The sequence below is a fragment of the Qipengyuania polymorpha genome (genome assembly GCF_019711435.1).
Lineage (GTDB): Bacteria > Pseudomonadota > Alphaproteobacteria > Sphingomonadales > Sphingomonadaceae > Qipengyuania > Qipengyuania polymorpha.
This window is the reverse complement of sequence record NZ_JAIGNK010000001.1, coordinates 144665-168943: the sequence shown is the minus strand read 5'-3', so window position 1 is coordinate 168943 and position 24279 is coordinate 144665. Positions and strand designations below refer to the sequence as shown.

The 24279-nt window shown below is 63.8% G+C and carries 18 protein-coding genes; 15 read left to right on the top strand and 3 right to left on the bottom strand.

Going from position 1 to position 24279, the window contains the following annotated elements:
* The first annotated feature begins 21 nt into the window (after positions 1 to 21).
* The 11 genes from hisG (at position 22) to K3152_RS00725 (ending at position 13426) form a co-directional block, all read left to right on the top strand.
* Complete coding sequence (gene hisG, locus K3152_RS00775) at positions 22 to 675, top strand: ATP phosphoribosyltransferase (RefSeq protein WP_221572205.1); 654 nt, start codon at positions 22 to 24, stop codon at positions 673 to 675.
* On the top strand, positions 675 to 1964 hold the full coding sequence (gene hisD, locus K3152_RS00770; protein ID WP_221572204.1) for a histidinol dehydrogenase: 1290 nt from the start codon (positions 675 to 677) through the stop codon (positions 1962 to 1964). Before hisG ends, hisD begins: the two co-directional genes overlap by 1 nt.
* A complete protein-coding gene (gene nusB, locus K3152_RS00765) occupies positions 1961 to 2413 on the top strand; it encodes a transcription antitermination factor NusB (RefSeq protein WP_221572203.1) in 453 nt (150 codons plus the stop codon). The genes hisD and nusB overlap by 4 nt, the downstream gene beginning before the upstream one ends.
* An 85-nt stretch (positions 2414 to 2498) precedes the next feature.
* Positions 2499 to 3368 (top strand): thiamine-phosphate kinase, encoded by an 870-nt coding sequence (gene thiL / locus K3152_RS00760; RefSeq protein WP_221572202.1) that lies wholly within the window; start codon positions 2499 to 2501, stop codon positions 3366 to 3368.
* Positions 3369 to 3518: 150 nt separating this feature from the next.
* Entirely contained in the window at positions 3519 to 5672 is a 2154-nt protein-coding gene (locus K3152_RS00755) for a sodium-translocating pyrophosphatase (RefSeq protein WP_221572201.1), read from the top strand.
* A gap of 98 nt (positions 5673 to 5770) precedes the next feature.
* Positions 5771 to 6685: an acyl-CoA thioesterase gene (locus tag K3152_RS00750; protein WP_221572200.1), complete on the top strand. Its 915-nt coding sequence runs from the start codon at positions 5771 to 5773 to the stop codon at positions 6683 to 6685.
* A gap of 242 nt (positions 6686 to 6927) precedes the next feature.
* Complete coding sequence (locus tag K3152_RS00745) at positions 6928 to 7785, top strand: hypothetical protein (RefSeq protein ID WP_221572199.1); 858 nt, start codon at positions 6928 to 6930, stop codon at positions 7783 to 7785.
* Positions 7786 to 7840: 55 nt separating this feature from the next.
* The gene (locus tag K3152_RS00740; protein WP_221572198.1) at positions 7841 to 9223 is read left to right on the top strand and encodes a DNA cytosine methyltransferase; all 1383 of its coding nucleotides are present in this window, start codon (positions 7841 to 7843) and stop codon (positions 9221 to 9223) included.
* Complete coding sequence (locus K3152_RS00735) at positions 9150 to 9647, top strand: very short patch repair endonuclease (protein WP_345719744.1); 498 nt, start codon at positions 9150 to 9152, stop codon at positions 9645 to 9647. Before K3152_RS00740 ends, K3152_RS00735 begins: the two co-directional genes overlap by 74 nt.
* A 249-nt stretch (positions 9648 to 9896) precedes the next feature.
* Positions 9897 to 11714: a DEAD/DEAH box helicase gene (locus K3152_RS00730; protein WP_221572196.1), complete on the top strand. Its 1818-nt coding sequence runs from the start codon at positions 9897 to 9899 to the stop codon at positions 11712 to 11714.
* Positions 11715 to 11836: 122 nt separating this feature from the next.
* A complete protein-coding gene (locus K3152_RS00725; protein WP_221572195.1) occupies positions 11837 to 13426 on the top strand; it encodes an SGNH/GDSL hydrolase family protein in 1590 nt (529 codons plus the stop codon).
* Positions 13427 to 13497: 71 nt separating this feature from the next.
* On the opposite strand, the gene K3152_RS00720 is transcribed toward K3152_RS00725, so the two are convergent.
* Positions 13498 to 14319, bottom strand: a complete 822-nt coding sequence (locus tag K3152_RS00720; RefSeq protein ID WP_221572194.1) for a universal stress protein — start codon at positions 14317 to 14319, stop codon at positions 13498 to 13500.
* 136 nt (positions 14320 to 14455) lie between these two features.
* Entirely contained in the window at positions 14456 to 16453 is a 1998-nt protein-coding gene (gene uvrC / locus K3152_RS00715) for an excinuclease ABC subunit UvrC (RefSeq protein WP_425594660.1), read from the bottom strand.
* 44 nt (positions 16454 to 16497) lie between these two features.
* On the opposite strand from uvrC, the gene K3152_RS00710 reads away from it, so the two are divergent.
* The 4 genes from K3152_RS00710 (at position 16498) to K3152_RS00695 (ending at position 21492) form a co-directional block, all read left to right on the top strand.
* Positions 16498 to 17778, top strand: coding sequence for an APC family permease (locus K3152_RS00710; protein ID WP_221572193.1), 1281 nt, complete (start codon positions 16498 to 16500; stop codon positions 17776 to 17778).
* A gap of 3 nt (positions 17779 to 17781) precedes the next feature.
* A complete protein-coding gene (locus K3152_RS00705; protein WP_221572192.1) occupies positions 17782 to 18957 on the top strand; it encodes a BaiN/RdsA family NAD(P)/FAD-dependent oxidoreductase in 1176 nt (391 codons plus the stop codon).
* Between the two features lie 118 nt (positions 18958 to 19075).
* Entirely contained in the window at positions 19076 to 20716 is a 1641-nt protein-coding gene (locus K3152_RS00700; protein WP_345719743.1) for a WS/DGAT/MGAT family O-acyltransferase, read from the top strand.
* A complete protein-coding gene (locus K3152_RS00695; protein WP_221572191.1) occupies positions 20713 to 21492 on the top strand; it encodes a lipase family alpha/beta hydrolase in 780 nt (259 codons plus the stop codon). The genes K3152_RS00700 and K3152_RS00695 overlap by 4 nt, the downstream gene beginning before the upstream one ends.
* 4 nt (positions 21493 to 21496) lie before the next feature.
* Here K3152_RS00695 and K3152_RS00690 read toward each other — a convergent pair whose 3' ends face one another.
* Positions 21497 to 24172, bottom strand: coding sequence for a TonB-dependent receptor (locus tag K3152_RS00690; RefSeq protein ID WP_221572190.1), 2676 nt, complete (start codon positions 24170 to 24172; stop codon positions 21497 to 21499).
* Positions 24173 to 24279 lie beyond the last annotated feature (107 nt).

Sequence of the window (24279 nt, the reverse complement as noted above, 5' to 3'; positions counted from 1 at the left end):
ATGCCTATCTGCCGCCACGCAATGACCGACTGTCTTACCTTCGCAATCCCCAAGGGCCGCATCCTCGACGAGGCGCTGCCCGTCATGGCGCGTGCCGGCGTCGTGCCGGAAGACGCGTTTCACGACAAGGCCAACCGCTCGCTGACCTTCGCCACCACGCGGGCCGATATGCGCCTGATCCGCGTACGCGCCTTCGATGTGGCGACCTTCGTGGCGCATGGTGCAGCGCAGTTGGGCATCGTCGGTTCCGACGTCATCGAGGAATTCGACTACGCCGAGCTTTACGCCCCGGTCGACCTCGACATCGGCCACTGCCACCTCGCCGTGGCCGAGCCCAAGGGCGCGAGCGCGACCAATGGTGCAAGCCACCTGCGCGTTGCGACCAAGTACCCCAACCTCACCCGCCGCCATTTTGAGGCGCAGGGTATCCAGGCCGAGTGCGTGAAGCTCAACGGCGCAATGGAAATCGCCCCCGAGCTGGGCCTTGCAGGCCGCATCGTCGACCTAGTTTCCAGCGGGCAAACTCTGAAGGACAATGGGTTGGTCGAGACCGGCCACATCATGGACATCACCGCGCGCCTCATCGTCAACCGCGCCGCGCTGAAGACCGACCCGCGTGTGGCTGCGCTGGTCGAGGCCTTCCGCGCCGACTGTGAAGAGCGGAGCGTCGCCTGATGCAGCTGCTTCGCACAAGCGATGCCGACTTCGAAGCGAAGTTCGACCGTGTCGTCCGCGATCGCCGCGAAAGCGATGCTCAGGTCGGGCGCGATGTTTCGGCAATCCTCAACGAAGTGCGCGAGCGCGGCGACAGCGCGCTGGTGGAATACACCAAGCGCTTCGACCAGCATAATTTGTCGAGCGACGAGGACTGGTCGATTTCCAAAGAGGCCTGCAAGGCAGCCTACGACGGTCTCGATGCCGAACTTCGCGAGGCGCTCGAAACCGCCGCAGCGCGCATCCGCTCTTATCACGAGGGCCAGCTTCCCAAGGACCGCGACTACACCGACGACATCGGCATGCGCCTCGGCGCGCGCTGGGGTGCGGTAGAAGCGGCCGGGCTTTATGTTCCGGGTGGCCGCGCAGCCTATCCCTCCTCGCTGCTGATGAATGCGATTCCTGCCAAAGTCGCAGGCGTCGAGCGTCTTGTTGTAACAACGCCGACACCCAAGGGCGAGATGAACGACCTCGTCCTCGCCGCCGCGCATATCGCGGGTGTCGATGAAATGTACCGCGTCGGCGGAGCGCAGGCGGTGGCGGCACTCGCTTTCGGCACCGAGCGTATCGCCCGCGTCGATGTCGTTGTCGGCCCCGGCAATGCGTGGGTGGCGGAGGCCAAGCGCCAGCTTTACGGCGTGGTCGGCATCGACATGGTGGCTGGACCCAGCGAAATCCTCGTCATCGCCGACAAGGACAACAATCCCGAATGGCTCGCCGCAGACCTATTGAGCCAGGCCGAGCATGACCCGACCAGCCAATCCATCCTCATCACCGACGACCGTGGCCTTGCGAGCCAGGTGATGGACCAGATCGACCTCGAATTCCTCAAGCTGCCGACGGCCAAGACCGCCAAGCAAAGCTGGGACGACCACGGCCTCGTGGTGCTGGTCGATAGCCTCGATGAAGCACCGGCCCTGTCGGATCGCCTCGCCGCCGAGCATGTCGAAATCGCCACCGCCGACCCCGAAGCGCTGTTTGGTAAGCTGCGCCACGCCGGCAGTGTCTTCCTCGGCAAGATGACGCCCGAAGCTGTCGGCGACTATATCGCCGGGCCGAACCATGTCCTTCCCACCGGCCGCCGCGCGCGTTTCGCAAGCGGCCTGTCGGTGCTCGATTTCATGAAGCGCACCAGCTTCATCGGTGCAACCGAAGGTGCGCTCAAGGCCATCGGGCCTGCCGCCGTGCGTCTTGCCGAGGCCGAGGGCCTCCCCGCGCACGCCCTGTCCATTTCAAGGAGGCTTTCGTGAGCCACACCCCCCGCAGCCAGTCGCGCAGCGCCGCCCGCCTCGGCGCCGTCCAGGCACTCTACCAGCAGCAGATGGAAGGCACGGCGACTGCCAAGCTGCTCGATGAATTCCACCAGCACCGCCTCGGCAAGGTCATCGAGGAAGAAGAATATGCCGACGCAGACGTCGATTTCTTCGACGATGTCGTGAAGGGCGTCGACGCGCGCCGCGAGGAAATCGACGAGCTGCTCACCGCGCGTCTCGCCTCGGGCTGGACACTCGCACGGCTCGACAAGACCATGCTGCAAATCCTGCGCGGCGGCACCTACGAACTGCTTGCCCGCAACGACGTGCCCAAGGCTGCGGCCATCAGCGAATATGTCGATGTCGCCAAGGCCTTCTTCGACGACCGCGAGGCGAAATTTGTCAACGGCATCCTCGACGCGGTGGCCAGGGAAATCGGCAGATAAGCTTTCCGTTCGTGTCGAGCGAAGTCGAGACACGCCCGCGCCAACGGTTCTCGACTTCGCTCGAACCGAACGGCAAGGTGGGTAAGTGAACGAGGCAGACTTCATCACCGCCCTTCGAGGCTTGGCTTCAAACCCTGCCGCCCGCGGGCTGGAGGATGATGCCGCCGTCATCGAACTCAGCGGCGAAACCCTCGTCCTGACACACGACACCATGGTCGACGGCGTTCACGTCCTCGAAGGACAGGACCCGGCCGATATCGCGTGGAAACTCGTGGCAGTGAACCTGTCCGACCTCGCGGCGAAAGGCGCCGAGCCAGTCGGCGTCCTGCTCTCGCACATGCTTGGCACCGACGACCACCGCTTCGTCACGGGTCTTGGCGAAGTGCTCGAGGACTACAATGTCCCGCTGCTGGGCGGCGACACGGTGCGCGGCGAAGGCCCGCGCGTTTGGGGCTGCACCGCCATCGGGCGCGCCACGCATACACCTGTGCCGTCGCGCGGAGGCGCAAAGGTCGGCGATGCGATTTACGTCTCGGGCACACTCGGCGCGGCCATGCTCGGCTTCGAAGCGCTACGCGATGGCGTCGAAGCCGACAGCACTCCCTACCGCCGCCCCGCCCCCTTGCTTGAAGAGGGCCGCCTCCTCGCTCCCCATGTTTCTGCCATGATGGACATATCGGACGGCCTGCTGCTCGATTGCTGGCGCATGGCGACCGCTTCCGAATTCGTCGCCTTCGAACTGGAAAGCGCTGCAATACCCGTGGCCGACGAGGCCCGCCGCGGCGAATGCATCCGCTGGGGCGACGATTACCAGCTTCTCTTCACCGCCCCCGAGAACACCAAGCTTTCCGTCGCCGCCACGCGCATTGGCACGGTGACTAACGCCGATTTCGCCCCGCTCTGGCTCGACGGCGAAGTGCTCACTCCCGAGCACGGGCTGGGCTACCAGCACTAAACTTGCGCGCAACGTCGGGGAAAAGCGCGGAATCTTGCGCTTTTGACCCCTTGCAAGCGTATGCACTGCTGATACACCTTCCCGCCTCCAATGCGTCGGCGTCTCCCATGCCGGGTCGCATCAAACATATAATCGGGAGGGGAGTTTTTCGTGGACCTTGTAATCCTATCCATAGGGTTGGGACTGCTGGCCGTTATCTACGGCTTCGTCACCAGCCGCCAGGTGCTCAATTCGGGCGCCGGCAATGAGAAAATGCAGGAAATCGCCGGCGCCATCCAGGAAGGCGCGCAGGCCTATCTTAAGCGTCAGTACACCACTATCGGCATGGTCGGCGTTGTCGTCGCCGTGCTGGTGTTCGTGTTCCTCGGCCTGTTTCCGGCCGTTGGTTTCGTCATCGGCGCAGTCCTGTCGGGCGTTGCGGGCTTTATCGGGATGAACATCTCGGTGCGCTCGAACGTGCGTACGGCGGCCGCCGCGCAGAGCGGTCTGCAGCAAGGTCTCACCCTTGCCTTCCGCGCAGGTGCCATCACCGGCATGCTCGTGGCGGGTCTCGCCCTGCTCTCGATTGCCGTGTTCTTCTACTACCTGACCAGCATCGCCAATTTCGCGGCTGACAGTGACGAAGTGGTCTACGGCCTCGTAGGTCTTGCCTTCGGTGCCTCGCTCATCTCCATCTTCGCGCGTCTGGGCGGCGGTATCTTCACCAAGGCTGCCGACGTCGGTGCCGACCTCGTCGGCAAGGTCGAGGCAGGGATCCCCGAAGACGATCCGCGCAACCCCGCCGTGATCGCCGACAACGTGGGCGACAATGTGGGCGACTGCGCCGGCATGGCTGCCGACCTGTTCGAAACCTATGTCGTTACCGTCGGTGTCACCATGGTCCTCACCGCGCTGCTCTTCAGCGACGTACTGGGCGACCTGCTGATGCCGATGATGTCGCTCCCGCTGCTGATCGGCGGTGCATGCATCGTGACCAGCATCATCGGGACCTATTTCGTGAAGCTCGGCAAGGGCAGCACGAATGTGATGGGCGCGATGTACAAGGGCTTCATCGTTTCGGCGGTCCTTGCCATTCCGCTTATCTACTTCGTCATCAGCTATGCGCTGGGCGGCATGGGTACGGAAATCGGCGGCGCAGTCGCCGGCGTGGATCCTGGCGCTCCGCTGGCCGAAGAAGGCACGGCCCAGCAGGTGGTCGGCTTCACCGGCATGGACCTGTTCTGGTGCTCGCTCATCGGCCTGGCCATCACCGGCCTGATCATCTGGATCACCGAGTACTACACCGGCACAAACTACCGTCCGGTCCGCTCGATCGCCAAGAGCTCGGAGACGGGTCACGGCACCAACGTAATCCAGGGTCTCGCCATCAGCCTTGAATCGACCGCACTGCCGACGATCGTGATCGTGGCCGGCATCATCGCCACCTTCCAGCTCGCCGGTCTCATGGGCATTGCCTATGCTGCCACCGCGATGCTGGCGCTGGCGGGCATGGTGGTCGCACTCGACGCCTATGGTCCGGTAACGGACAACGCAGGCGGCATCGCCGAAATGGCCGGTCTCGACGACAGCGTTCGCGAGAAGACCGACATGCTCGATGCCGTTGGCAACACCACCAAGGCCGTGACCAAGGGTTACGCGATCGGTTCGGCGGGCCTCGGCGCGCTGGTGCTCTTCGCCGCCTACACGACCGACCTGGCGAAGCTGTTCCCCGATGCTGACGTCGATTTCAGCCTCGAGAACCCTTACGTCATCGTCGGCCTGCTGCTTGGCGCATTGCTCCCGTACCTCTTCGGTGCGATGGGCATGACCGCCGTGGGCCGCGCCGCCGGCGACGTCGTGGTCGACGTTCGCGAACAGTTCGCTGCCGATCCGGGCATCATGGCCGGCACCAGCAAGCCGAACTACGCCAAGACGGTCGACCTCGTGACCAAGGCGGCCATCAAGGAGATGATCCTTCCCTCGATGCTGCCGCTGCTCGCACCGATCGCGGTTTACTTCGCCATCCTGTTGCTTGCAGGCCAGGAGAACGCCTTTGCCGCTGTCGGAGCGCTGCTCCTCGGCGTCATCATCGGCGGGATCTTCGTCGCGCTTTCCATGACCGCTGGCGGCGGCGCATGGGACAACGCGAAGAAGTACATCGAGGACGGCAATCACGGCGGCAAGGGCTCCGAAGCCCACAAGGCTGCCGTGACGGGCGACACCGTGGGCGATCCTTACAAGGACACCGCGGGCCCGGCCGTGAACCCGATGATCAAGATCACTAATATCGTCGCGCTGCTGCTCCTCGCAGCTCTCGCGGCCTAACCTTTCCGGTCTCCGGACCGCTGGACAAGGGCGGCGGCACCTCGCGTGTCGCCGCCTTTTTCTTGACGCTCACGTAAAGCGCCCGCACATGCGGGGCCGTGAGTGATACCCCTACCCCCGAACAGCTCGTCCAGGGCCTCGTCCGCCTGCTGACCGTCACGCCGGCTGGCGAACACGCCTACACCGGCAACCAGCAACCGAACGGCATCGGCCGCGTCTTCGGCGGGCAGGTCATCGCGCAGGCGCTCCAGTCCGCACAGGCCAGCGCGCCTGAGGACATGGAAGCCCACTCGCTCCACGCCTATTTCCTGCGCGGCGGGCGCGAGGGCGTGGACCTCGACTACTCCGTCGCCGCCGACTTCACCGGCCGCAGCTTCGCCAACCGCCGCGTGGTGGCAAGCCAAGGCGGCGAGCCTATCCTCAACCTCACTGCCAGCTTCCAGCGGCCCGAAGCGGGGCTGGAGCATGACGACAGCCCCATGCCCGACGTTCCCCCTCCCGAAGACCTCCCCTCCGACATGGAGATGCGGGAGAAGTTCCTCGAGGAGATGGGCGAAGTCTCCGACATCCAGCGCACGCTCATGCTCCGCCCGCGTCCCATCGAGATGCGCACCAGCGGCAAGCTCCACTGGATGAACGCCGACAAGAAACCGCCGCATGCCCACAGCTGGTTCCGCACCGCCGCCGTGCTGCCGGACGACGCCGCACTCCACCGCGCCGTGATCGCCTATGCCAGCGACTACACGCTGCTCGGCACCAGCGCCCTGCCCCACGGCCTCAGTTGGGCCCGCGGCGAACTGAAAGGCGCGAGCCTCGACCACGCCATCTGGTTCCACCGCCCCGCGCTGGAGGCCTACCGCGCCGACGAGTGGCTCCTCTACGCGACCGACAGCCCCTGGTCGGGCGGAGGCCGTGGCTTCAACCGCGGCCGCATCTACAACCGCGAAGGGCTGCTCGTCGCCAGCGTGGCGCAGGAAGGCGTGGTGCGAAAGGCGAAGCGCGGCGCAGGCTGAGGCCCCAGGCGATTCGTTCACCCCGCCCCCCGCGCAGATAAACAACAAGGGGAGTTAGTTGGCGAAATACATGCGCCCCTCCCCCTCACAGGGAGCGCGCCATAGGACCCGCGCGGGCATCGGGCTTATCGACGGTATGAAAGAGCCGCCGCGAAGCTAGCGCGGGCAGGCGGAGTAGGAAAACTCCATCTTGCCAGAGCCTTGGCAAGCGGCCAATCAGGTGGGCGAAGAGGGGGCAATAGATGATCGAAGGCTTAAGGCAAGAAGCGTTAGCATCCGTATACGGGATGTCCACATTCGCTCGCAGCCGTGAAGTGTGGGGACCGGAAATTGACGGTCTGACCAACAATATGTCAGATCCTGACTTGATTTATCAGTTGGGCGGAAAGCTTGCTTACGTTTTTTCCCTCACGGGAGCGCCTGGTCGTGACCAAAGCAGTCTGTCGGGAGGAGGGGCCGCTTGGGAAGGACTTGTCTGCTGGTATCTCAACGCAATCTTGGCTGGGACCAACGCCATAGTCCTAAAGCAATCAAAGAAATTGGTGCCCGAGGTCATTTCCAACGCGATGACCGTCACTTACAAAAATGTGAGAACAAATACTGAATCAGATTTGACCGGCCTCATCTTGCCCGATGACCCTGAACTCATATCAGGAATTTATGAACGTAGCAGATTTAACGAAATTCTTGCGAGAAATTTGGCGCGCACCTCAGCTCATAGTATTCAATGTAAGACCAATTGGAATGACAACGCTCAGATTCCGATGCTTTGGGATATGGTCTATCAGTTTCGCGACGTGAAATCACATAGCGTCAGGGTCGGCGTCGAAGGGTTCGACCTCGATGACCTTCTCGATTTCACCTACAGTTTTGTAACCGTGCCGACCGGCAAAAAGGTTGTCCGCCCCAACTCTATGCAAGTGCATAGGGTTCATTCGCTCTCTGGCGGTAACTACTGGGGCAAGCCCTCTGAGAGTGGAGTGGCGGAAAGCATTTCGGAAATTTTCAAACGGGTTTTCAAGCGAGCGTTTCAAGCCGACGTGAGGTCTCACATAAAGAACCTTGTCGATAATGGACGTATCTCTCGCCTCACGCCTTGACAGGACATTGGTTTGTTCGCGATTTGTGCCCTACGCACAAACGTAAGGTGATGCCATGCTCCTCGAGAAGATCCGCGACAACCGAATAGAGCGCTCGACTCAGGGTGGCGGTTTGGGTGGCCGCTCAATGGTCGACTTATTTGCTGGGTGCGGCGGTCTCTCATTGGGGTTTGAACATGCGGGATTTGTCCCGGTATTCGTCAATGAACTCAATCATGATGCTAGAAGCACCTACCTGGCCAATCGCAAACACCTCATCGACGGTATCCCTTTCAACGAAAGGCGCGAACTGCACTCAGCAGACGTTACCGAGTTGGATGAGGAACGTCTGACCGAACTCAAAGCACACTTAACTTCGCTCAATATCGGATTGGATTTCGCGAAAGCTCAGAACTTGGACGTCTTGGCTGGCGGGCCTCCCTGTCAGGGATATTCTGGCATCGGCCATAGGCGCGCTTACTCCGTCGACAAAGCGGACATTCCGTCTAATCGCCTCTACGAGCGAATGGCCTTCGTCATCGAGCAGCTTCGACCTCGGGTCTTCTTGTTTGAGAATGTGAAAGGCCTTCTTTCTGCACGCTGGACTTCCGAAGGAAAGAAGGGCGAAATTTGGGACGATGTTTACGGACGATTCAAACGTCTGGGAAGCGAGCACGGATATGTCGTGCGGTGGAAACTAGTCTATGCGAAAGACTATGGGGTTCCCCAAAATAGGCCTCGTGTCCTCATTGTCGGCTTCCGAAAAGACTTCGCTGATAAGGTTGCCAAGCACCTGAATCTCGATAATGGCAGCGAAGACGCTGTCCTTGCTAATATGCTCCCCGCCTATGGAGAGACGCCGCCAGATCTCGAAGAGATTTTTGCTGACCTTGAAGACAAGAATATCACACAAAGGTTAGTTAGCCGCGACTTCTCCGAGGGACTTGTAACGCATTCGTACCCTCGTGCCGCATCTGGTAAGTGGCAGGAATATTTCAGGCCTGGCGAACTATCCGAGGCATTTGCCGAACTCGAAGAGCAAGAGGTCAGCAAGCATTCCGACAAGGTCGTCAGAAAATTTCAGGCGATGATTGCAAGCGGTGGCGAGATTCCAGAGGAATTTCGTACGAAGAAGTTTGCCCAGCGATTGCTGCCTCGGCAATGGAAGAATCAGGGCCCCACAATAACCGCCTGCTCACTGGCAGATGACTACGTGCACTATTCGCAGCCACGCTCGTTGACCGTACGCGAATGGGCGCGGCTCCAAACCTTCCCGGACACGTATAAATTCCTAGGAAAACGGACGACCGGCGGCATACGAAGGGCCGGTAATCCGCGCGAGGGTATCTTTGAGCGGGAGGTACCCAAATACACGCAAATCGGAAATGCTGTGCCTGTCAAATTGGCGGAAGCTATCGGTCAACATTTTGATAGGCTTTTGGATAAAGCGGGATACTGATAAATGCCTCACCATGGCCGATTTTGTCAGTCCGGAGAAACGATCGCGTATCATGCGCGGCTCGAAGTCGAAAAACACAAAACCTGAACTCGTTGTCCGTCGGGCTTTGCAAAACGTTCGGCGTGGTTATCGACTACACCGCAGAGATATCCCGGGTAGGCCCGATATAGCGTTTATAGGACTGCAAAAGGCGATTTTCGTCCACGGATGTTTTTGGCATCAACATGAAAAGTCAGGCTGCCCAGTATCGCGAAAACCATCGAGCAATTCAGGGTTTTGGGAAGCCAAGTTTTTAAACAACAAAGAACGTGATCGCAGGAATCGCAATGCACTCATCCAACAAGGTTGGGGCGTGCTGGAAATCTGGGAATGCGAGGTCCACTCCGATGACTTGGAAGACCGACTTTCAGATTTCTTGCGATAGGAGAGCCCGATTTTACCGGCGAGAGCCACCCCACCTTCAAAGTGATAACGGTTATGTTCATTTCGCACCTGCAAAATAACTGAAGCCAAACCGCTCGCTTTCGTGTAGGGGCCGCTGCAAGCATGGTCGTGTGGGAGCCGTAAGGCGGCGCGCGCGACCCTTTCGCCGTGTCCCAGCCGGCTTCACACATGCCCCCTTTTCCCAGCGCTCGCGGCCTATTGCCGCTGCGCTTTTGTATTGCGAGCCACGATGCCTTTCGAAACCCTGCCGCCGGTCATCGGCGAAGCCCTTGCCGCACGCGGCTATACCGACCTCACCCCCGTCCAGTCCGCCGTCATCGAAGACGAGGCGCGCGGGCGCGACCTCGTGGTGTCGGCGCAGACCGGCTCGGGCAAGACGGTCGCCTTCGGCCTCGCGCTGGCCGACGCGCTGCTGGCAGAGACGGGCAATATCGCGCTTGTCGACAAGCCGCTGGCGCTGGTCATCGCGCCGACGCGCGAGCTGGCACTGCAGGTCAGCCGCGAGCTCGGCTGGCTTTATGCGGGCGCTGGCCTGCGTATCGCGACCTGCGTGGGCGGGATGGATGCGAGCAAGGAACGCCGCGCGCTGCGCGCTGGACCTGCCATCGTGGTCGGCACGCCGGGTCGCCTGCGCGACCATCTCGAACGCGGCGCGCTGGACCTCTCCGGCCTTGTCGGCGTGGTGCTCGATGAAGCGGACGAGATGCTCGACATGGGCTTCCGCGAGGACCTGGAAGAAATCCTCGACGCGACGCCCGAGGGCCGCCGCACGCTGCTGTTCTCCGCCACCATGCCGCGCCCGATCGAGCGGCTGGCCGAGCGTTACCAGACCAATTCGCTGCGCCTCAGCCTCGTCGGTCAGGACCGCGGGCATGGCGATATCAGCTACCAGGCGATTACCGTCTCGCCGTCCGAAATCGAAAATGCGGTGGTGAACCTGCTGCGCTATCACGAGGCGGAGACGGCCATCCTGTTCTGCGCCACGCGCGACAATGTGCGGCGTTTCCATGCCACGCTGCAGGAGCGCGGCTTCGGCGTGGTGGCGCTGTCGGGCGAGCATTCGCAGTCCGAGCGCAACCAGGCGCTGCAGGCGCTGCGCGACCGGCGCGCGCGCGTCTGCGTGGCGACCGATGTGGCGGCGCGCGGTATCGACTTGCCGACGCTCAGCCTCGTCATCCATGTCGAAATCCCGCGCGATGCCGAGACGCTCCAGCACCGTTCGGGCCGCACCGGCCGTGCGGGCAAGAAGGGCACGGCGGCCATCATCGTCCCCTACAACCGCCGCCGCCGGGTCGAAGGCATGCTGCGCGGCGCTAAGATCGAAGCGCAGTGGATGGACGCTCCGACGCCCGAGATGATTCACAAGCAGGACCGCTCGCGCCTCTTGGAAATGCTCACCGCCGAAACCGAGTTCGAGGATCACGACCGCGAACTGGCGAAGGAAGTCATGGCGAAGCTCTCGCCCGAAGACATCGCCGCCTCGCTGGTGCGCGCGCATCGGGCCAAGATGCCGACCCCCGAAGAGCTCATCCCCAACACGCCCGAAGCGCGCGACAAGGCCAAGGCCGACCGCATCCGTCCGGGCTTCGAGGACGTGGTGTGGTTCAAGATCGGCGTCGGCCGCCGCCAGAACGCGGAAGCCCGCTGGATACTCCCGCTGCTCTGCCGCCGCGGCCACATCACCCGCAACGAAATCGGCGCTATCCGCATCGGCCAGTTCGAAAGCTGGTTCCAGGTGCCGAGTGCCATCGCGCCGAAGTTCGCCGAGGCCGTCGGGCGAACGGCCTCTGCCGAGGACGAGCAGGACGCCATCCTGATCGAGGAATCGCCCGAAGGTCCGCGCATCGAAGCGCGCCAGAACCGCAAGGACTTCGGCGGCGGCTCGCGCTCCGGCGACGGTCCGCGCGTGCGCCCGAAGCCTTTCGGCAAGGGCCCGCGTAAAGGCCCACATGGCGGCCCCGGCGGCAAGCCTTTCAAGAAAGGCCCCAAGCCCGCGGGCAAGAAGTTCGCTGGCAAGGGCAAGCCGGGACCCAAGAAGCACGGCTGACGCAATTTCGCCCTATATCTTAAGGGGTTTGACTTTTCCCGGCCCGAGGCGTGAATTCTTGTGAGGGCTAGGTTGGGCGCATTTCCTGCGCGGGGTTTCCTGGCCCCGTACAGGAGGTCGTCATGGCAAATCTGGAAAAGAAGCATCAGGCGGATTTCACGCTGTCCGCCGATGCGCTGGTCTTCAACCGCGTCTTCGTGCTGGGTGACAGCCTCGTCGACAGCGGCAATGCGCTGGGGCTGGCGGAGTGGTACGACAGCCTGCCCTTCACCGCGCTGCCCGAAGGCGCGCCGACGGCGGAAGACGGCTATTTCGAGGGCCGCTTCACCAACGGCTACACCTATGCCGACCTCATCGCGAACCGCTATGTCGGCTCGCCGACCGAAGCGGTGTTTCCCTTCGGCTATGACGACCCCTGGATCGGTTTCCCGATCGCCCCCTTCGCCGGCGACCCGCGCGGCAACAGCCTGAATTTCGCCTACGGCGGCGCGCAGATCATTCGCGGGGACGAGTTCGTCTCCGGCCTCGACGAGCAGACCGACGCGCTGCGCGATGCAGTGGACGGAAGGCTCTATTCGAGCGACCTCGTCATCATCACCATGGGCGGCAACGACATCCGCTCGCTCGCGCCCGCAGGAGAGAACCCGGCCACGCGATACCACGCCAATATCGCCATCCAGGCAGCGGCCGACGAGCTGCTGAAAGAGCTGGCGCAGCTCGTCTCGCGCGGGCTCGGCCACATCCTCATCACCGGAATTCCCGACGTGGGCCTTATCCCGGCCTATGATGTCGATGGAGACGGCGTGCTCGACGGCTCGCCCGGCGAAGGCGGCGGCTGGAAAGGCTATTACGAGGAATATCACCAGTCGCTGCGCGCCAGCGAATATTCCGCGCAGCTGGATGCGCTTATCCGCGACGAGGTCATTCCCCAACTCGAAGCCATGGGTGCGACCGTCCACTATACCTCGCTGGCCGATGTCACGGGCAGCGACGGTTCACTCGCTTTCGAGGGCGCGCTCGATGCGGTCCTGCCGTCCATCGCCGCTCTGAACGGCATTACTCTGGAGCAGATGCAGGCCGACTGGCTCGATTATGCGGGCCTCGTCTTCTTCGATAGCGTCCACCCGACGGCACAGGTGCACGCGCTGGTCGGTGCTTACATCCATGCGCAGATGGAGGGGACCGAATGGATCGAACTGATGCCACTCGACGAAAGCGCGCTCCTGCGCAGCTTCAGCGGCATGATCGATTTTGCCGGCGAGACCGACAGCTTCGGCATCCGCCTGCGCAAGGGGGAGGCCTATACGATCGAGGTGCTGGGCATGAGCACGCTGGCAGCCGACGGCAGCCTCGCCGACCCGTGGCTCCAGCTGGCGGACAAGGCGGGCAATGTCATCACCGAAGGCTTCACCCTTACATCGGGCAATGACAGCGGGCTGGGTTTCGACGCCAGCTTCACCTTCACCGCCAGCGCCTCGGGTCGCTACACGATTACCGTGGGCGCGGAAGGCACGCTGACCGGCAGCTATGTGGTGCAGGTCGGAACGGCGCAGATGAGCGCTTCACTGTTCGCGCAGGCTGCGCCCGAACCCTCGCTCGACCTCGCTGGCGCTTTCGAACCCGGTGGAGCTTCCGCGCCCGAGCTGGCCTTCGCGCCGCTCGCGGCCAAGGCATGGGACATGATCGATCCGGTGGACATCCACATGCTCTGACCGCGACCTGCCCGGCCAGTCGCTCGGGGATCCGCCGTCGCCCTCCGAAGGACGACCCTACGAAGCGCCTCCTAGTGCTTGAGCAGCAGCGGCACGCGTACGTCGGAAAGTATCGCGCGGGTCACGCCGCCGAAAATCCACTCCGATATGCGCGTGCGGCCATAAGCGCCCATCACGATCAGCCCGACACCGCGCACGTCGGCGGCGTTCTGCAGCGCATGCGCGGTACCCTCTTCACCCTCGTCGACCTCGACCACTTCGCTCTTGATACCATGATAGGACAGGTAGTCCGCCCCGCGTGTCGGCGGCAGGTCCAGCGTGTCCTTCTTGCTCGACTTTTTCGTGCGCACGCTGACCAGATAGACCGAACTGGCGCGCTTCAGCAGCGGCACCGCCGCGCGCAGGGCGTGGCTGGCTTCGGCCGAACCGTCCCATGCAACCAGCGCCGGCTTGTCGAAATCGAGCCGGTCGCAATCGTCGGGCAGGACCAGCACGGGGCAGCCAGCCGTCACCGCCAGTTCGCCAGCGGTGAAGGAAGGTGCCTTGCCGCCGGTCGTCGGATCGCGTTCTCCGATGATGATCAGGTCGGCGAGCGAGGAACGGCGCAGCATGGCCAGCGAAACCGGCCCGGCTTTGTCGACCCAATCCCACGGCACGTCTTCATTGGCGAGGTCCTTTTCGGTCGCCTCGCGCAGCTTTTTCGCCTGCTCGCGCCAGACAGGCACCATGGCCGCGAATGCCGCGCCATATGGGTCGGCGCTCGCCGCAGCCTCGTAGGGCACTGCGTTCAGCAGGGTGAGGTGGCCATCGAAAGCCCGGGCGAGATCCAGCGCTACGTCCAGCCGTCTCGAGTGGCCTTCATCCGAATGGGCGTTGAAGAGTATGGCTTTCATGGCAGGTCTCCCGGCTGGGTTCGGCCAGGCAACGACTCGCCCGAGCCTTCTGCGATGCAGCCTACACTATCTGCGGGGGCGATAATTGATCGAGCGCAAACTGGCCCAGCCCACCGGGGCCGGGCAAGCAGCCGGTCTACCCACCCGCGTGGTAGAAATCGTAGATCTGCTGCGCCACCCCTTCGCTGATGCCGGGGGCGCGCTTCAAATCGTCGAGCGCCGCGGCGCGGACCTTTCCGGCGGTGCCGAAATGGAGCAGCAGCGCGCGTTTTCGCGCCGGGCCGATGCCGGGAATTTCATCGAGCGGCGAAGCGGTGATGGCGCGGCTGCGTTTGGCGCGGTGCGCGCCGATGGCGAAGCGGTGGACTTCGTCGCGCAGGGTCTGGAGGTAGAACAGCAGCTGCGAATTGACCGGCAGCGTCTTCTCGCGTCCGTCGGGGAAGTGGAACACCTCGCGCCCCTCGCGCCCGTGATGCGGGCCCTTGGCAATTCCGATGACGGGGACCTGTTCGGCCAGCCCCAAGTCTTCGAGGACGGCCATCACGGATGAGACCTGCCCCTTGCCGCCGTCGATGAGCAGGAGGTCGGGCCAGATGGTCTCATGGCCCTTGCCCTGCCCGCCCTCTTCCTCGCGCCCGGTTTCGGCGAGCTTGCGGAAGCGGCGCGCCATGACTTCGCGCATCATCCCGAAATCGTCGTTGGTCTGCGCCTGCTTGATGTTGAACTTGCGGTACTGGCCCTTCTCGAAGCCCTCGGGCGAAGCGACGACCATTGCACCCAGCGCCTTGTCGCCCTGGATATGGCTGTTGTCGTAAATCTCGATGCGCTGCGGCACCTCGTCGAGTTCGAGGAAGTCGGCCAGTTCGCGCAGGCGCTGGGCCTTGGTGCCGCTTTCCGCCAACCGCCGTTCGAGCGATTCCACAGCATTGCGCGTCGCCTGCTGCATCAGCTTGCGCCTGTCGCCGCGCTGGGGGATAGAGATGGCGACCGCATGGCCTGCTTTTTCTGCCAGCGCCTCGGCAATCAGTTCCTGCTCGGCAAGTTCTCGGTCGACGAGGATGGTGCGCGGCGGCGGGACTTCCTCGTAGAATTGCAGAAGGACGTCGGACAGCACTTCGGCGAGTTCGAGGTCGCCCGTGTTCTTGGGGAAGAAGGCCTTGTGGCCCCAGTTTTGCCCGCCGCGGATGAAGAAGGCCTGCACGCCGATTTGCCCGCCCTTCGCGGCGAGAGCAAAGACGTCGGCATCGCCCACCCCGCTGGCGTTGATGGCCTGGCTTCCCTGGATAAAGGTCGCCGCGCGCAGGCGGTCGCGCAAAATGGCGGCGGTTTCGAAGTCGAGATCCTCGGCGGCCTTGGCCATCTGCTTTTCGATTTCAGCCTGCACTGCGGAGGACTTGCCACCGAGAAAGTCCTTCGCCTCCTGCACGAGGGCGTCATAGCCGGCTTCGTCGATACGGCCCACGCAAGGCGCGGAGCAGCGCTTGATCTGGTAGAGCAGGCAGGGCCGGTCGCGGTTGTTGAAGAAACTGTCGGTGCAGGAGCGCAGCAGGAACAGTTTCTGCAGCGCGTTCAGCGTCATGTTGACCGAGCCTGCGCTCGCGAAGGGTCCGTAGTAATTGCCCTTGGCCCGCCGCGCGCCGCGATGCTTCTGAATGCGCGGGAAGGCATGGTCGGCGCGCAGGAGGATGAAGGGGAAGCTCTTGTCGTCGCGCAGCAGCACGTTGAACGGCGGGCGGTAGCGCTTGATCAGCTGCGCTTCCAAGAGCAGCGCCTCGGCCTCCGAATTCGTCACCACGATTTCCATCGCGCGGCACTGGCTGACCATCCGCTGGAGCCGGTTCGACAGCCCCTTCACCTGCGTGTAATTCGCCACCCGCGCCTTCAGGCTGCGCGCCTTGCCGACGTAGAGCACGTCGCCGCGGGTATCGAGCATGCGATAGACCCCCGGGCGCGGCTTCAACGTCTTCACCGTCTCGCGGATGGCGGTAATGCCGGTCTCGAGGTCCGGCTGCGCGCTGGCCACGGTCTTGGTGGCGCGCTCCTCGTGGAAACGCTCCTTGCCTCTCGGGTCGTGGGGGGACCCTGCCCCAGAACTATAGCCCGTGCGCGACATGGGGGTGGAGATAGTGCTCATGCTCCGCTTGTGCAAAGCGATGTTTGCCGCCATCCCCTGCGACTATGGACGGACAACAAATCGCACCGCCGCGCACGGTCGGCTTCTGGGGCACGGCGCTCTTCCCGGTGAACGGCATGATTGGCGCGGGCATCTTCGCCATGCCTGCCATCCTCGTGGCCGCCGTAGGCGATTTCGCGCCGTGGCTGATGCTGGCAGGCGGGATGCTGTTTGCGCCGCTCATCCTCGTCTTCGCATGGCTCGCCGCGCGGTTCGACCATTCGGGCGGACCGGTGCTCTACGGCGAGGCGGCCTTCGGGCGTTTCATCGGCTACCAGGCAGGCTGGATGCGCTACATGAGCGCCATTGTCACCGTGGCGGCGAATACGCATGTCATGGTCGCCTATCTCGCCGCGCTCTTCCCCGTGCTGGGCGACCCGGTGATGAAGGCGGGCGCGGTCGCCACCATCATCGCCATCCTCACCGCCATCAACCTGTTCGGCATGCGCAAATCGGTCGGCGCGCTGGGGCTGATGACGGTGCTGAAGCTCGCCCCGCTAGGCCTCCTCATCGTCTCGGCCGTGTTCGCCGGGACCAATGACGTCGCGCTCGCCCTGCCCGAGTTCAGCGAGGTCGAGACCGTGGTGCTGATGCTCTATTACGCCTTCATGGGCTTCGAGACGGTGGTGCTGCCCGCAGGCGAGATGAAGCGACCAAAACGCGACGTGCCGCTTGCCTTGCTGACCACGCTCGGCGCGGTGACGCTGCTTTACATGGCCATCATCTGGGCCTTTCTCGCCATCGGTCCGGGCACGGGCGGCGAGGACAATGCGCTGGCAGGAGCCGCCGAAGTCTCGATGGGTCAGTTCGGCGCCTTTGCCATCGTTTTTGCCGCCGCCTTCAGCATCGCAGGCAACAATTTCCAGGGCGGCGTAACACTGCCGCGCATGACCTATGGCATGGCCGAGCGGGGCATGCTGCCACGCTGGTTCGCGCATGTCAGCCCGCGTTGGCAGACGCCATCGAACTCCATCCTCTTCTACGGGGTAGCGGGCATATTGTTCGGCCTGTGGGAGGGTTTCGAGGCGCTGGCGCTGGCCGGAACGCTGACCCGCCTGTTCACCTATCTCGTCAGCGCGGCCGCACTGCCCGTGCTCGAACAGCGCGACGAGAAACTGAACATGCTCCACGCCGTAATCGCCGGCCTCGCTTTCGTCAGCACCGGTTGGGTGGCGACGCATGCCAATACGCAGTCGTGGCTGACCTTCGGCGGTCTCTTCGCGCTCGGCACGGTGCTCTATTTCATCGCCGCGCGGCAGAAGCCGCTGGAGGCGGCGAGCGCCTGAGCCATGTCCGAGAGTTACGATGCCATAGTCCTCGGCGCGGGCGCAGCCGGGCTGATGTGCGCGGCGCGTGCGGGCCAGCGAGGCAAGCGCGTGCTGGTGCTCGAGAAGGCCGAGAAGCCAGGGAAGAAAATCCTCATTTCAGGCGGCGGGCGGTGCAATTTTACCAATATCGGCGCGGGTCCGGCGAACTACCTTTCGGGCAATCCGCATTTCGCCAAGTCGGCGCTGGCGCGGTACACATCGCGCGATTTCCTCGAACTGGTCGAGAGTTACGGCATCGCATGGCACGAGAAGACGCTCGGCCAGCTGTTCTGCGATGGGTCCTCGAAGCAGATTGTCGAGATGCTGCTGGAGGAATGCGCGAAAGGCGAGGTCGAAGTGCGCTGCAACGCCGAGGTCAGCGCGGTCGAGCATGAGGACGGGCGCTTTGCCGTCATGGCGAGCGGGCAGGCCGTCACCGCAGACAGTCTCGTCATCGCCACCGGAGGCCCCTCCATCCCCAAGATGGGCGCAACCGGCTTCGCCTATGACCTCGCGCGCCAGTTCGGCCTCAAGGTGGTCGAGCCCCGCCCTGCCCTCGTCCCGCTGACGCTGGGCGGTGAGGAAGTGCTGTTTCGCGAAATCTCTGGCGTCTCCGCCCCGGTGGTCGCCACCGCGGGCAAGGCGCGCTTCCCCGAAGCCGCGCTGTTCACCCATCGCGGGCTTTCGGGCCCCTCCATCCTGCAGGTCTCGTCCTACTGGAAGCCGGGCGAAGAGGTCGCCATCGACTTCCTTCCCGACCGCTCGGGCGACTGGCTGCTGGACGCCAAGCGCGAGAACCCGCGCGCGACGATGCGCTCGACCCTGCGCGAGGCGCTGCCCGACCGGCTGGCCGATATCCTTGCCGAGAAGCTCGGCGTGGAGACCGAATTCGGCAACGCCAGCGACAAGGCCCTGCGCGCGGCGCAGGAGCGGCTGAAACGCTGGACCTTCCTCCCGAACGGCACCGAGGGCTTTGCCAAGGCCGAAGTCACCGTGGGCGGCATTGCGACTGGCGAGCTGTCGTCGAAGACCATGGAAGCGAAGAAAGTCCCCGGCCTTTACGCCATCGGCGAGGCTGTCGATGTGACCGGCTGGCTGGGCGGTTACAACTTCCAATGGGCCTGGGCGAGCGGCGTTGCGGCGGGCGAAGCGCTCTAAGTCCTTGTAAGCGCTGCGGCAGGCTTTGACTGGTGCGGCAAGTTGACCGCTTTCCGCTCTCTGCTAGCCTCTTCTCCTTCGGACCTGCGACAAAAGCAGGCCGGTGCAGGAGAAAACCGTGCAGCAACTGCAAGGTATGGATGCCAGCTTCGTTGCGCTGGAAACGCGCAATTCGCCGATGCACATCGGCTCGATACTGATTTACAATCCCGAGACCGCGCCGGGCGGTTTCGTGCGGTTCAAGGACATCCTCTCCTTCATCGAAAGCCGGTTGCAGCTCTCCACCACCATGCGCCAGCGGCTGGTCCGCGTGCCCTTCGACCTCGACTATCCCTACTGGATCGAGGACCCCGATTTCGACCTCGAATACCATGTGCGGCACGTCGCCCTCCCCGAGCCGGGAGACTGGCGGCAGCTGTGTATCCAGGCGGCGCGTATCTTCGCCCGCCCGCTCGACCTCGACCGCCCGCCGTGGGAAATCACTGTGGTCGAAGGCCTCGACAACGTCGAAGGCATTCCCAAGGGCTGCTATGCCTACATCACCAAGGTCCACCATTCCGCCATCGACGGGATGAGCGGCATCGATTTGATGGAGGCGACCCACACGCTGCGCCCCGACCAGCCGCCACCCGATACGCCCGACAATTGGAAGCCGGAAAAACTGCCCAGCCCGGTCGAACTCCTCGGCCGCAGCTATATGAGCGCGATAACCAACCCGATGAAGCAGCTCGAGGTTGCCGCCAAGGCCGCTCCGGGTCTTGCCAAGGCGCTTAAAGGTCTGGCGGCGAAGGATTTCGACGTCTCGACCGAGATGATTGCGCCCAAGACACGCTTCAACCGCAAGATTTCGCCGCACCGCGTGGTCGAGGGGGTCAGCGTGCCCCTGGCCGACATCAAGGCCATTCGCGCCGCTGCCGAAGGGGCCAAGGTCAACGATGTTTTCCTCGCCATCATCGGCGGGGCCATGCGGCGCTATCTCGATGACAAGGGCGAGCTGCCCAAGAAGACCCTCACCGCCATGGCGCCCATCTCGGTCCGCGCGAAGGACGAGAAGAATGCGATGGGCAACCAGGTTGCGGCGATGATTGCCCCGCTCGGCACGCATATCGCCGACCCGGTCGAGCGGCTGGCGTGGGTGCACAAGCGCACGATGAATTCCAAGGCGATGACCGATGCGCTTGGCGCGCGCAACATGACCGAGATGAGCAAGGCCTCGCCGGCGCTCTTCATGGCCTTGGGCGCGCAGCTTTACAGCCGCCTCAGCCTCGCCAATCGCGGGGTGGGACCGGTGTTCACCACCGTCGTAACCAACGTGCCTGGCCCGCCCATCCCCATCTATTCCGCCGGCGCGCGGATGGAGAGCATGATGGGGCTCCTGTGCCTCACCGACGGTCTCGGCCTCGGCCACGTCGTGCAGAGCTATACCGACGAGGCAACCATCGCCTTCACCGCCGACCGCGAGATGATGCCGGACCCCGAATTCTATCGGAGTTGCATCGAGCAAAGTTTCGAGGAACTGCGCGAAGCGGGGAAAACCGTGGGAAAAAGCGCTTCAAAGCCTTCGACGGAAACCCCAAATAAACCAAAAGCGCCTAGGAAGGGTGCGACCAAGCCTGCCGAAAAGAAGCGGGCTGCTCCTGCGAACAAGAAAACGCCTGCCAAACCCGCTGCGAAAAAGAAGACGGGGACGCAGGGCACAAAGGGGGTCGCCAGCCGTAAGAAGGCTGCCCCGAAAGGGAAAGGAACATCCAAGTCATGACGGCACCAGCCATCACCGCCCGTCCGCCCAGCCGCCTGCTCACGCTGGCAGAGCCCGGACGCGCTTTCGGCGAACTCGCCAGCTTCTATGCACTGCGCCCGCTGATGAGCGGATTGCCGCGCGGCGACGGGCACGGCGTGCTCGTGCTCCCCGGCTTCATGGCGAGCGACTATTCGACCCGCCCCTTGCGCCGCCTGCTGTCCGACCTCGGCTATGACGCGACTGGCTGGAAGCTGGGCCGCAACGTCAAGGTCGACAACGCCCGTATCGAAGCGATGATGGGCTGCGTGGACGAACTCTTCGAGCGCACGGAACGTCCCATCAGCATCGTCGGCTGGAGCCTCGGCGGTGTCTTCGCGCGCGAACTGGCCAAGATGGCGCCCGAGAAGGTGCGCCTCGTCATCAGCCTCGGCTCGCCCATCAGCGACGACCGCGGCCATACCAATGCCGCGCGCCTGTTCGAACTCCTGAACGGCAAGGAACCCGAGCCGCTGCGCGACGGCGGATTCCAAGGGCTCGGCGATGCGCCGCCCGTGCCGACCACCTCCATCCTCACCCGCACCGACGGCGTCGTCCACTGGCGCGGCTCGGTCCAGTGCGGCGACCGCGAGGATTGCGAGAACATCGAGGTCATCGCCAGCCATTGCGGCCTCGGCGTCAACCCGGCAGTGGTCTATGCCGTCGCCGACCGGCTTGCGCAGGAAGAAGGCGCGTGGAAACGCTTCGAACCCGGCCCGCTGGTACGGGTGTTCTTCCCCAAGCGCGCGCTGCACTGAGCGGTCAGAACACCTTCCTGATATCGATGCCGTAATAGCGGCCCGTGGGGTTGATGCGGCGCGGGTCGTAGGCGTCGGGGACAACGCCGTTCTCGTCGGTCACGCGGCGCTGGCCGTCGAAGACATTGTCGACCAGCACGGACACGGTGAGCCCGTCCATCCACCCGTCTTCCTTGTCGAAGACTTCGCCGAGGTTCGTAAAGAGGCGGATATCGAACGTAGCGATGTCGTCGAAGAACAGGTCGCTTGCGCCGGGGAAATTTCCGCCGCGCACCACGGCCTTGCCGGTGTAGCGCCCCGACAGGCGCATGCCGTAACCCTGCCAGAAAATGCCGCCCTCGAGCCGCGAGGAATGGCGCGCAGGCGCACCGCCGCCGAGCACGAAGCCGTCGAGCTGGTCGAACAGCGGGCCGCCCTCTGCCAGCAGCACTTCGCTTTCGAGCGTGATGTTGTGGTTGAGGCTGAGGAAGTAGCGCGGGCGCGTGTCGGACGGGTCGCCGCCGAACATCGACATTCCTCCGCGGCGGCGACCGCCGCCCGGCTGGCCCTGAGGCTGCGCGCCGTCGGCGCTGCACATGCGTTCGCGTAGGGCCTTCAGCTTCTCGGGGTCGATTTCGCCATCCTCGTTTTTCAGCCGCGCGAGCATTTCCTCTGGCAGGTCGTCGAGCTTGGGCGGGTCGGCGCAGACCGCAGTGCGCATCGCGGCGAAGCGCTCGCCGCGCTCGTCCGCCTCGGCGCCGCAGAAGCGCGCGCGAGCTGCAGCGATTTTCTCGGGGTCGGGATTGCCGTCCGCATCGAGCAGGCGCGCGCGGAACATCTCGGGGATTTGCGAAAGGTCAGGAGTCTCGCCTTCGGGCGTGTTGCAGAAGGCCTCGCGCATGGCCTGCATCCGCGCGGGGTCGAAACCACCGCCGCCACCCGGACGGCCTTGCCCGCTGCTTGCCGCACCTTGAGGTGGTCCGCCACGCCCGCTGCGTTCAGAGCGCGCAGGCGCCTTGCCGATTTGCCCGCGCGAGAAAAGGCCAAAGGAAAGTATGCGACTGCGCGTCTCGAACAGGGTCAGCGGTCGCCGGTCGACGGCGAGCAAGCTGCCATCGACATCACGCTCCACCCGGTCCGGAAAAGCCTGTTCGAAGGCCGAGCTGAAGGCAGGCGTCGAAGTCACATCGCGCGAGCGGTTGATGCCGTAATCGGCACTTAGCCGCGTGTCCTTCCAGAAGGGCAGCTCCCAGTTCGCGCCGAACTTCCAGTCGGCCTGCGTTTCGGCGAGCAGGTCCGGATTGCCGCCCGTCACCAGCGTCGCCAGCACGGTTTCGCCGCTGCGGTAGTCGAACACCGTCGCGTTCAATTCATCGATACGCGGGCTGCCGAGATTGGTGAGCGACGGCGCGACCTCGCGCCAGATGCGCGTCGCGCTGAGGCTCAGTTTCTCGGTCGGCGACCAGTTCGCACCCAGCGTCCAGTTCGCCAACGTGCCGAAGTCGGACAAATCCTCCACCCCGCCGGTCGCGGTGAGGCTGATGTCGCCAATTGCCCCCAGCCCCTCGCCGCGCCGCGCAATGGGTGCGACGACGTTGAGGCCGGCGTTGAAGCGGCGGCGGGTCAGGCCGAGGTCTTCCTCGACCCGCGAGTCCTCGCTCTCGATATGCTTCCAGTCGAAGCCGAGGTCGAGCGTGGTGCTGAGTTCGCCCGCTGGCAGCTGGAGCGGGAAGCCGTTGACCGTCAGCTTGTTGACCGTGGTGTAGGTCCGGCTGAGCGCCGTGTCGAAACCGCTCGCATCATTGCGGTCGATTTCGGTCGCGGAGCGCGTGATGTTGGCATCGCTGGTGAAGGTCGCCACCCATCCCCCGAGCGGCTGGTTGACTGACAGCGCCGCCGAATAGCTGTCTGAATCCCCGCGCCGCTCGAGCGGGGTCGTGCCGTCTACGGCAAGACCCGAAAGGCTACGGCTCTCGCTGCGGGCAACGGTGCCGTTGATGTTGAAGGAAGTCCCGGTTTCGATGACCGCGCGCGCATAGTTCGCCTCCAGCTGCGCGCTCATCGTATCGGAGACAAGACTGCGGAATTCGGCTGCCTCGGGCGAGCCCACGGTGACTAGTCCGCGCTCGGCCTCGGTCAAAAGGCTGCGGTCTTCGAGCTGGGCATTGAGGTTGAGCCGACCCTTCTCGCCAATCTTCAGCCAGGTCAGCTCCTGCTCATTGCGCGAAAAACCGCCGTCTTCGGGCTGCTCGTACTCCACCTCGCCCGTCAGGCTCTGGAAATTGGGTTTCAGGATGATGTTCACCACGCGCTGGTCGGGCGAATAGCCGAAGCGCTGGGCGACCTCTTCGGAAAATACCTCGACCTTGGCGACGGATTCGGGCGGATAGCTGCGGAATTCACGCCAGCCCGATACGCGGATGCCGTTGATGAGGAATACCGGCCGCCCGCCCCCGCGACTGCCACGCGCACCGCTGTTGGTCGCCGGCGCAATCGCGGCGACGATGTCGGCAATCGAGCCTGCACCCAGCGCTGCAATGTCTGCCTCGTCATATTCCGCAAGCGGGGGGCGGTCGACGTTGAGCTGGCCCTTCAATCGCGTACCGAACACGAGGATATCGCCATCCTCGACGCGTGGCTGGTCGCCGGTCGCCTGGACCTCTCCGGCCTCCTGCTCGCCCGCGTCAGCATCCTGTGCCATTGCAGAAGGAACCTGCCATACCCATATGGCAGTGAGCGCCAACAGCGCGGATTTACGGGAATTTCTGGCCAAGAGTGCAGTCTCGCTTTGCCTGTGTGACCCCTCGC

What these genes read in the sequence shown, in the direction of transcription:
- hisG (WP_221572205.1), top strand. Translation starts at nt 22, where the DNA reads ATGACCGACTGTCTTACCTTCGCAATCCCCAAGGGCCGCATCCTCGAC.
- hisD (WP_221572204.1), top strand. Translation starts at nt 675, where the DNA reads ATGCAGCTGCTTCGCACAAGCGATGCCGACTTCGAAGCGAAGTTCGAC.
- K3152_RS00745 (WP_221572199.1), top strand. Translation starts at nt 6,928, where the DNA reads ATGATCGAAGGCTTAAGGCAAGAAGCGTTAGCATCCGTATACGGGATG.
- K3152_RS00740 (WP_221572198.1), top strand. Translation starts at nt 7,841, where the DNA reads ATGCTCCTCGAGAAGATCCGCGACAACCGAATAGAGCGCTCGACTCAG.
- K3152_RS00735 (WP_345719744.1), top strand. Translation starts at nt 9,150, where the DNA reads ATGCTGTGCCTGTCAAATTGGCGGAAGCTATCGGTCAACATTTTGATA.
- K3152_RS00730 (WP_221572196.1), top strand. Translation starts at nt 9,897, where the DNA reads ATGCCTTTCGAAACCCTGCCGCCGGTCATCGGCGAAGCCCTTGCCGCA.
- K3152_RS00725 (WP_221572195.1), top strand. Translation starts at nt 11,837, where the DNA reads ATGGCAAATCTGGAAAAGAAGCATCAGGCGGATTTCACGCTGTCCGCC.
- K3152_RS00720 (WP_221572194.1), bottom strand. Translation starts at nt 14,319, where the DNA reads ATGAAAGCCATACTCTTCAACGCCCATTCGGATGAAGGCCACTCGAGA.
- uvrC (WP_425594660.1), bottom strand. Translation starts at nt 16,453, where the DNA reads ATGAGCACTATCTCCACCCCCATGTCGCGCACGGGCTATAGTTCTGGG.
- K3152_RS00710 (WP_221572193.1), top strand. Translation starts at nt 16,498, where the DNA reads ATGGACGGACAACAAATCGCACCGCCGCGCACGGTCGGCTTCTGGGGC.
- K3152_RS00705 (WP_221572192.1), top strand. Translation starts at nt 17,782, where the DNA reads ATGTCCGAGAGTTACGATGCCATAGTCCTCGGCGCGGGCGCAGCCGGG.
- K3152_RS00695 (WP_221572191.1), top strand. Translation starts at nt 20,713, where the DNA reads ATGACGGCACCAGCCATCACCGCCCGTCCGCCCAGCCGCCTGCTCACG.
- K3152_RS00690 (WP_221572190.1), bottom strand. Translation starts at nt 24,172, where the DNA reads ATGGCACAGGATGCTGACGCGGGCGAGCAGGAGGCCGGAGAGGTCCAG.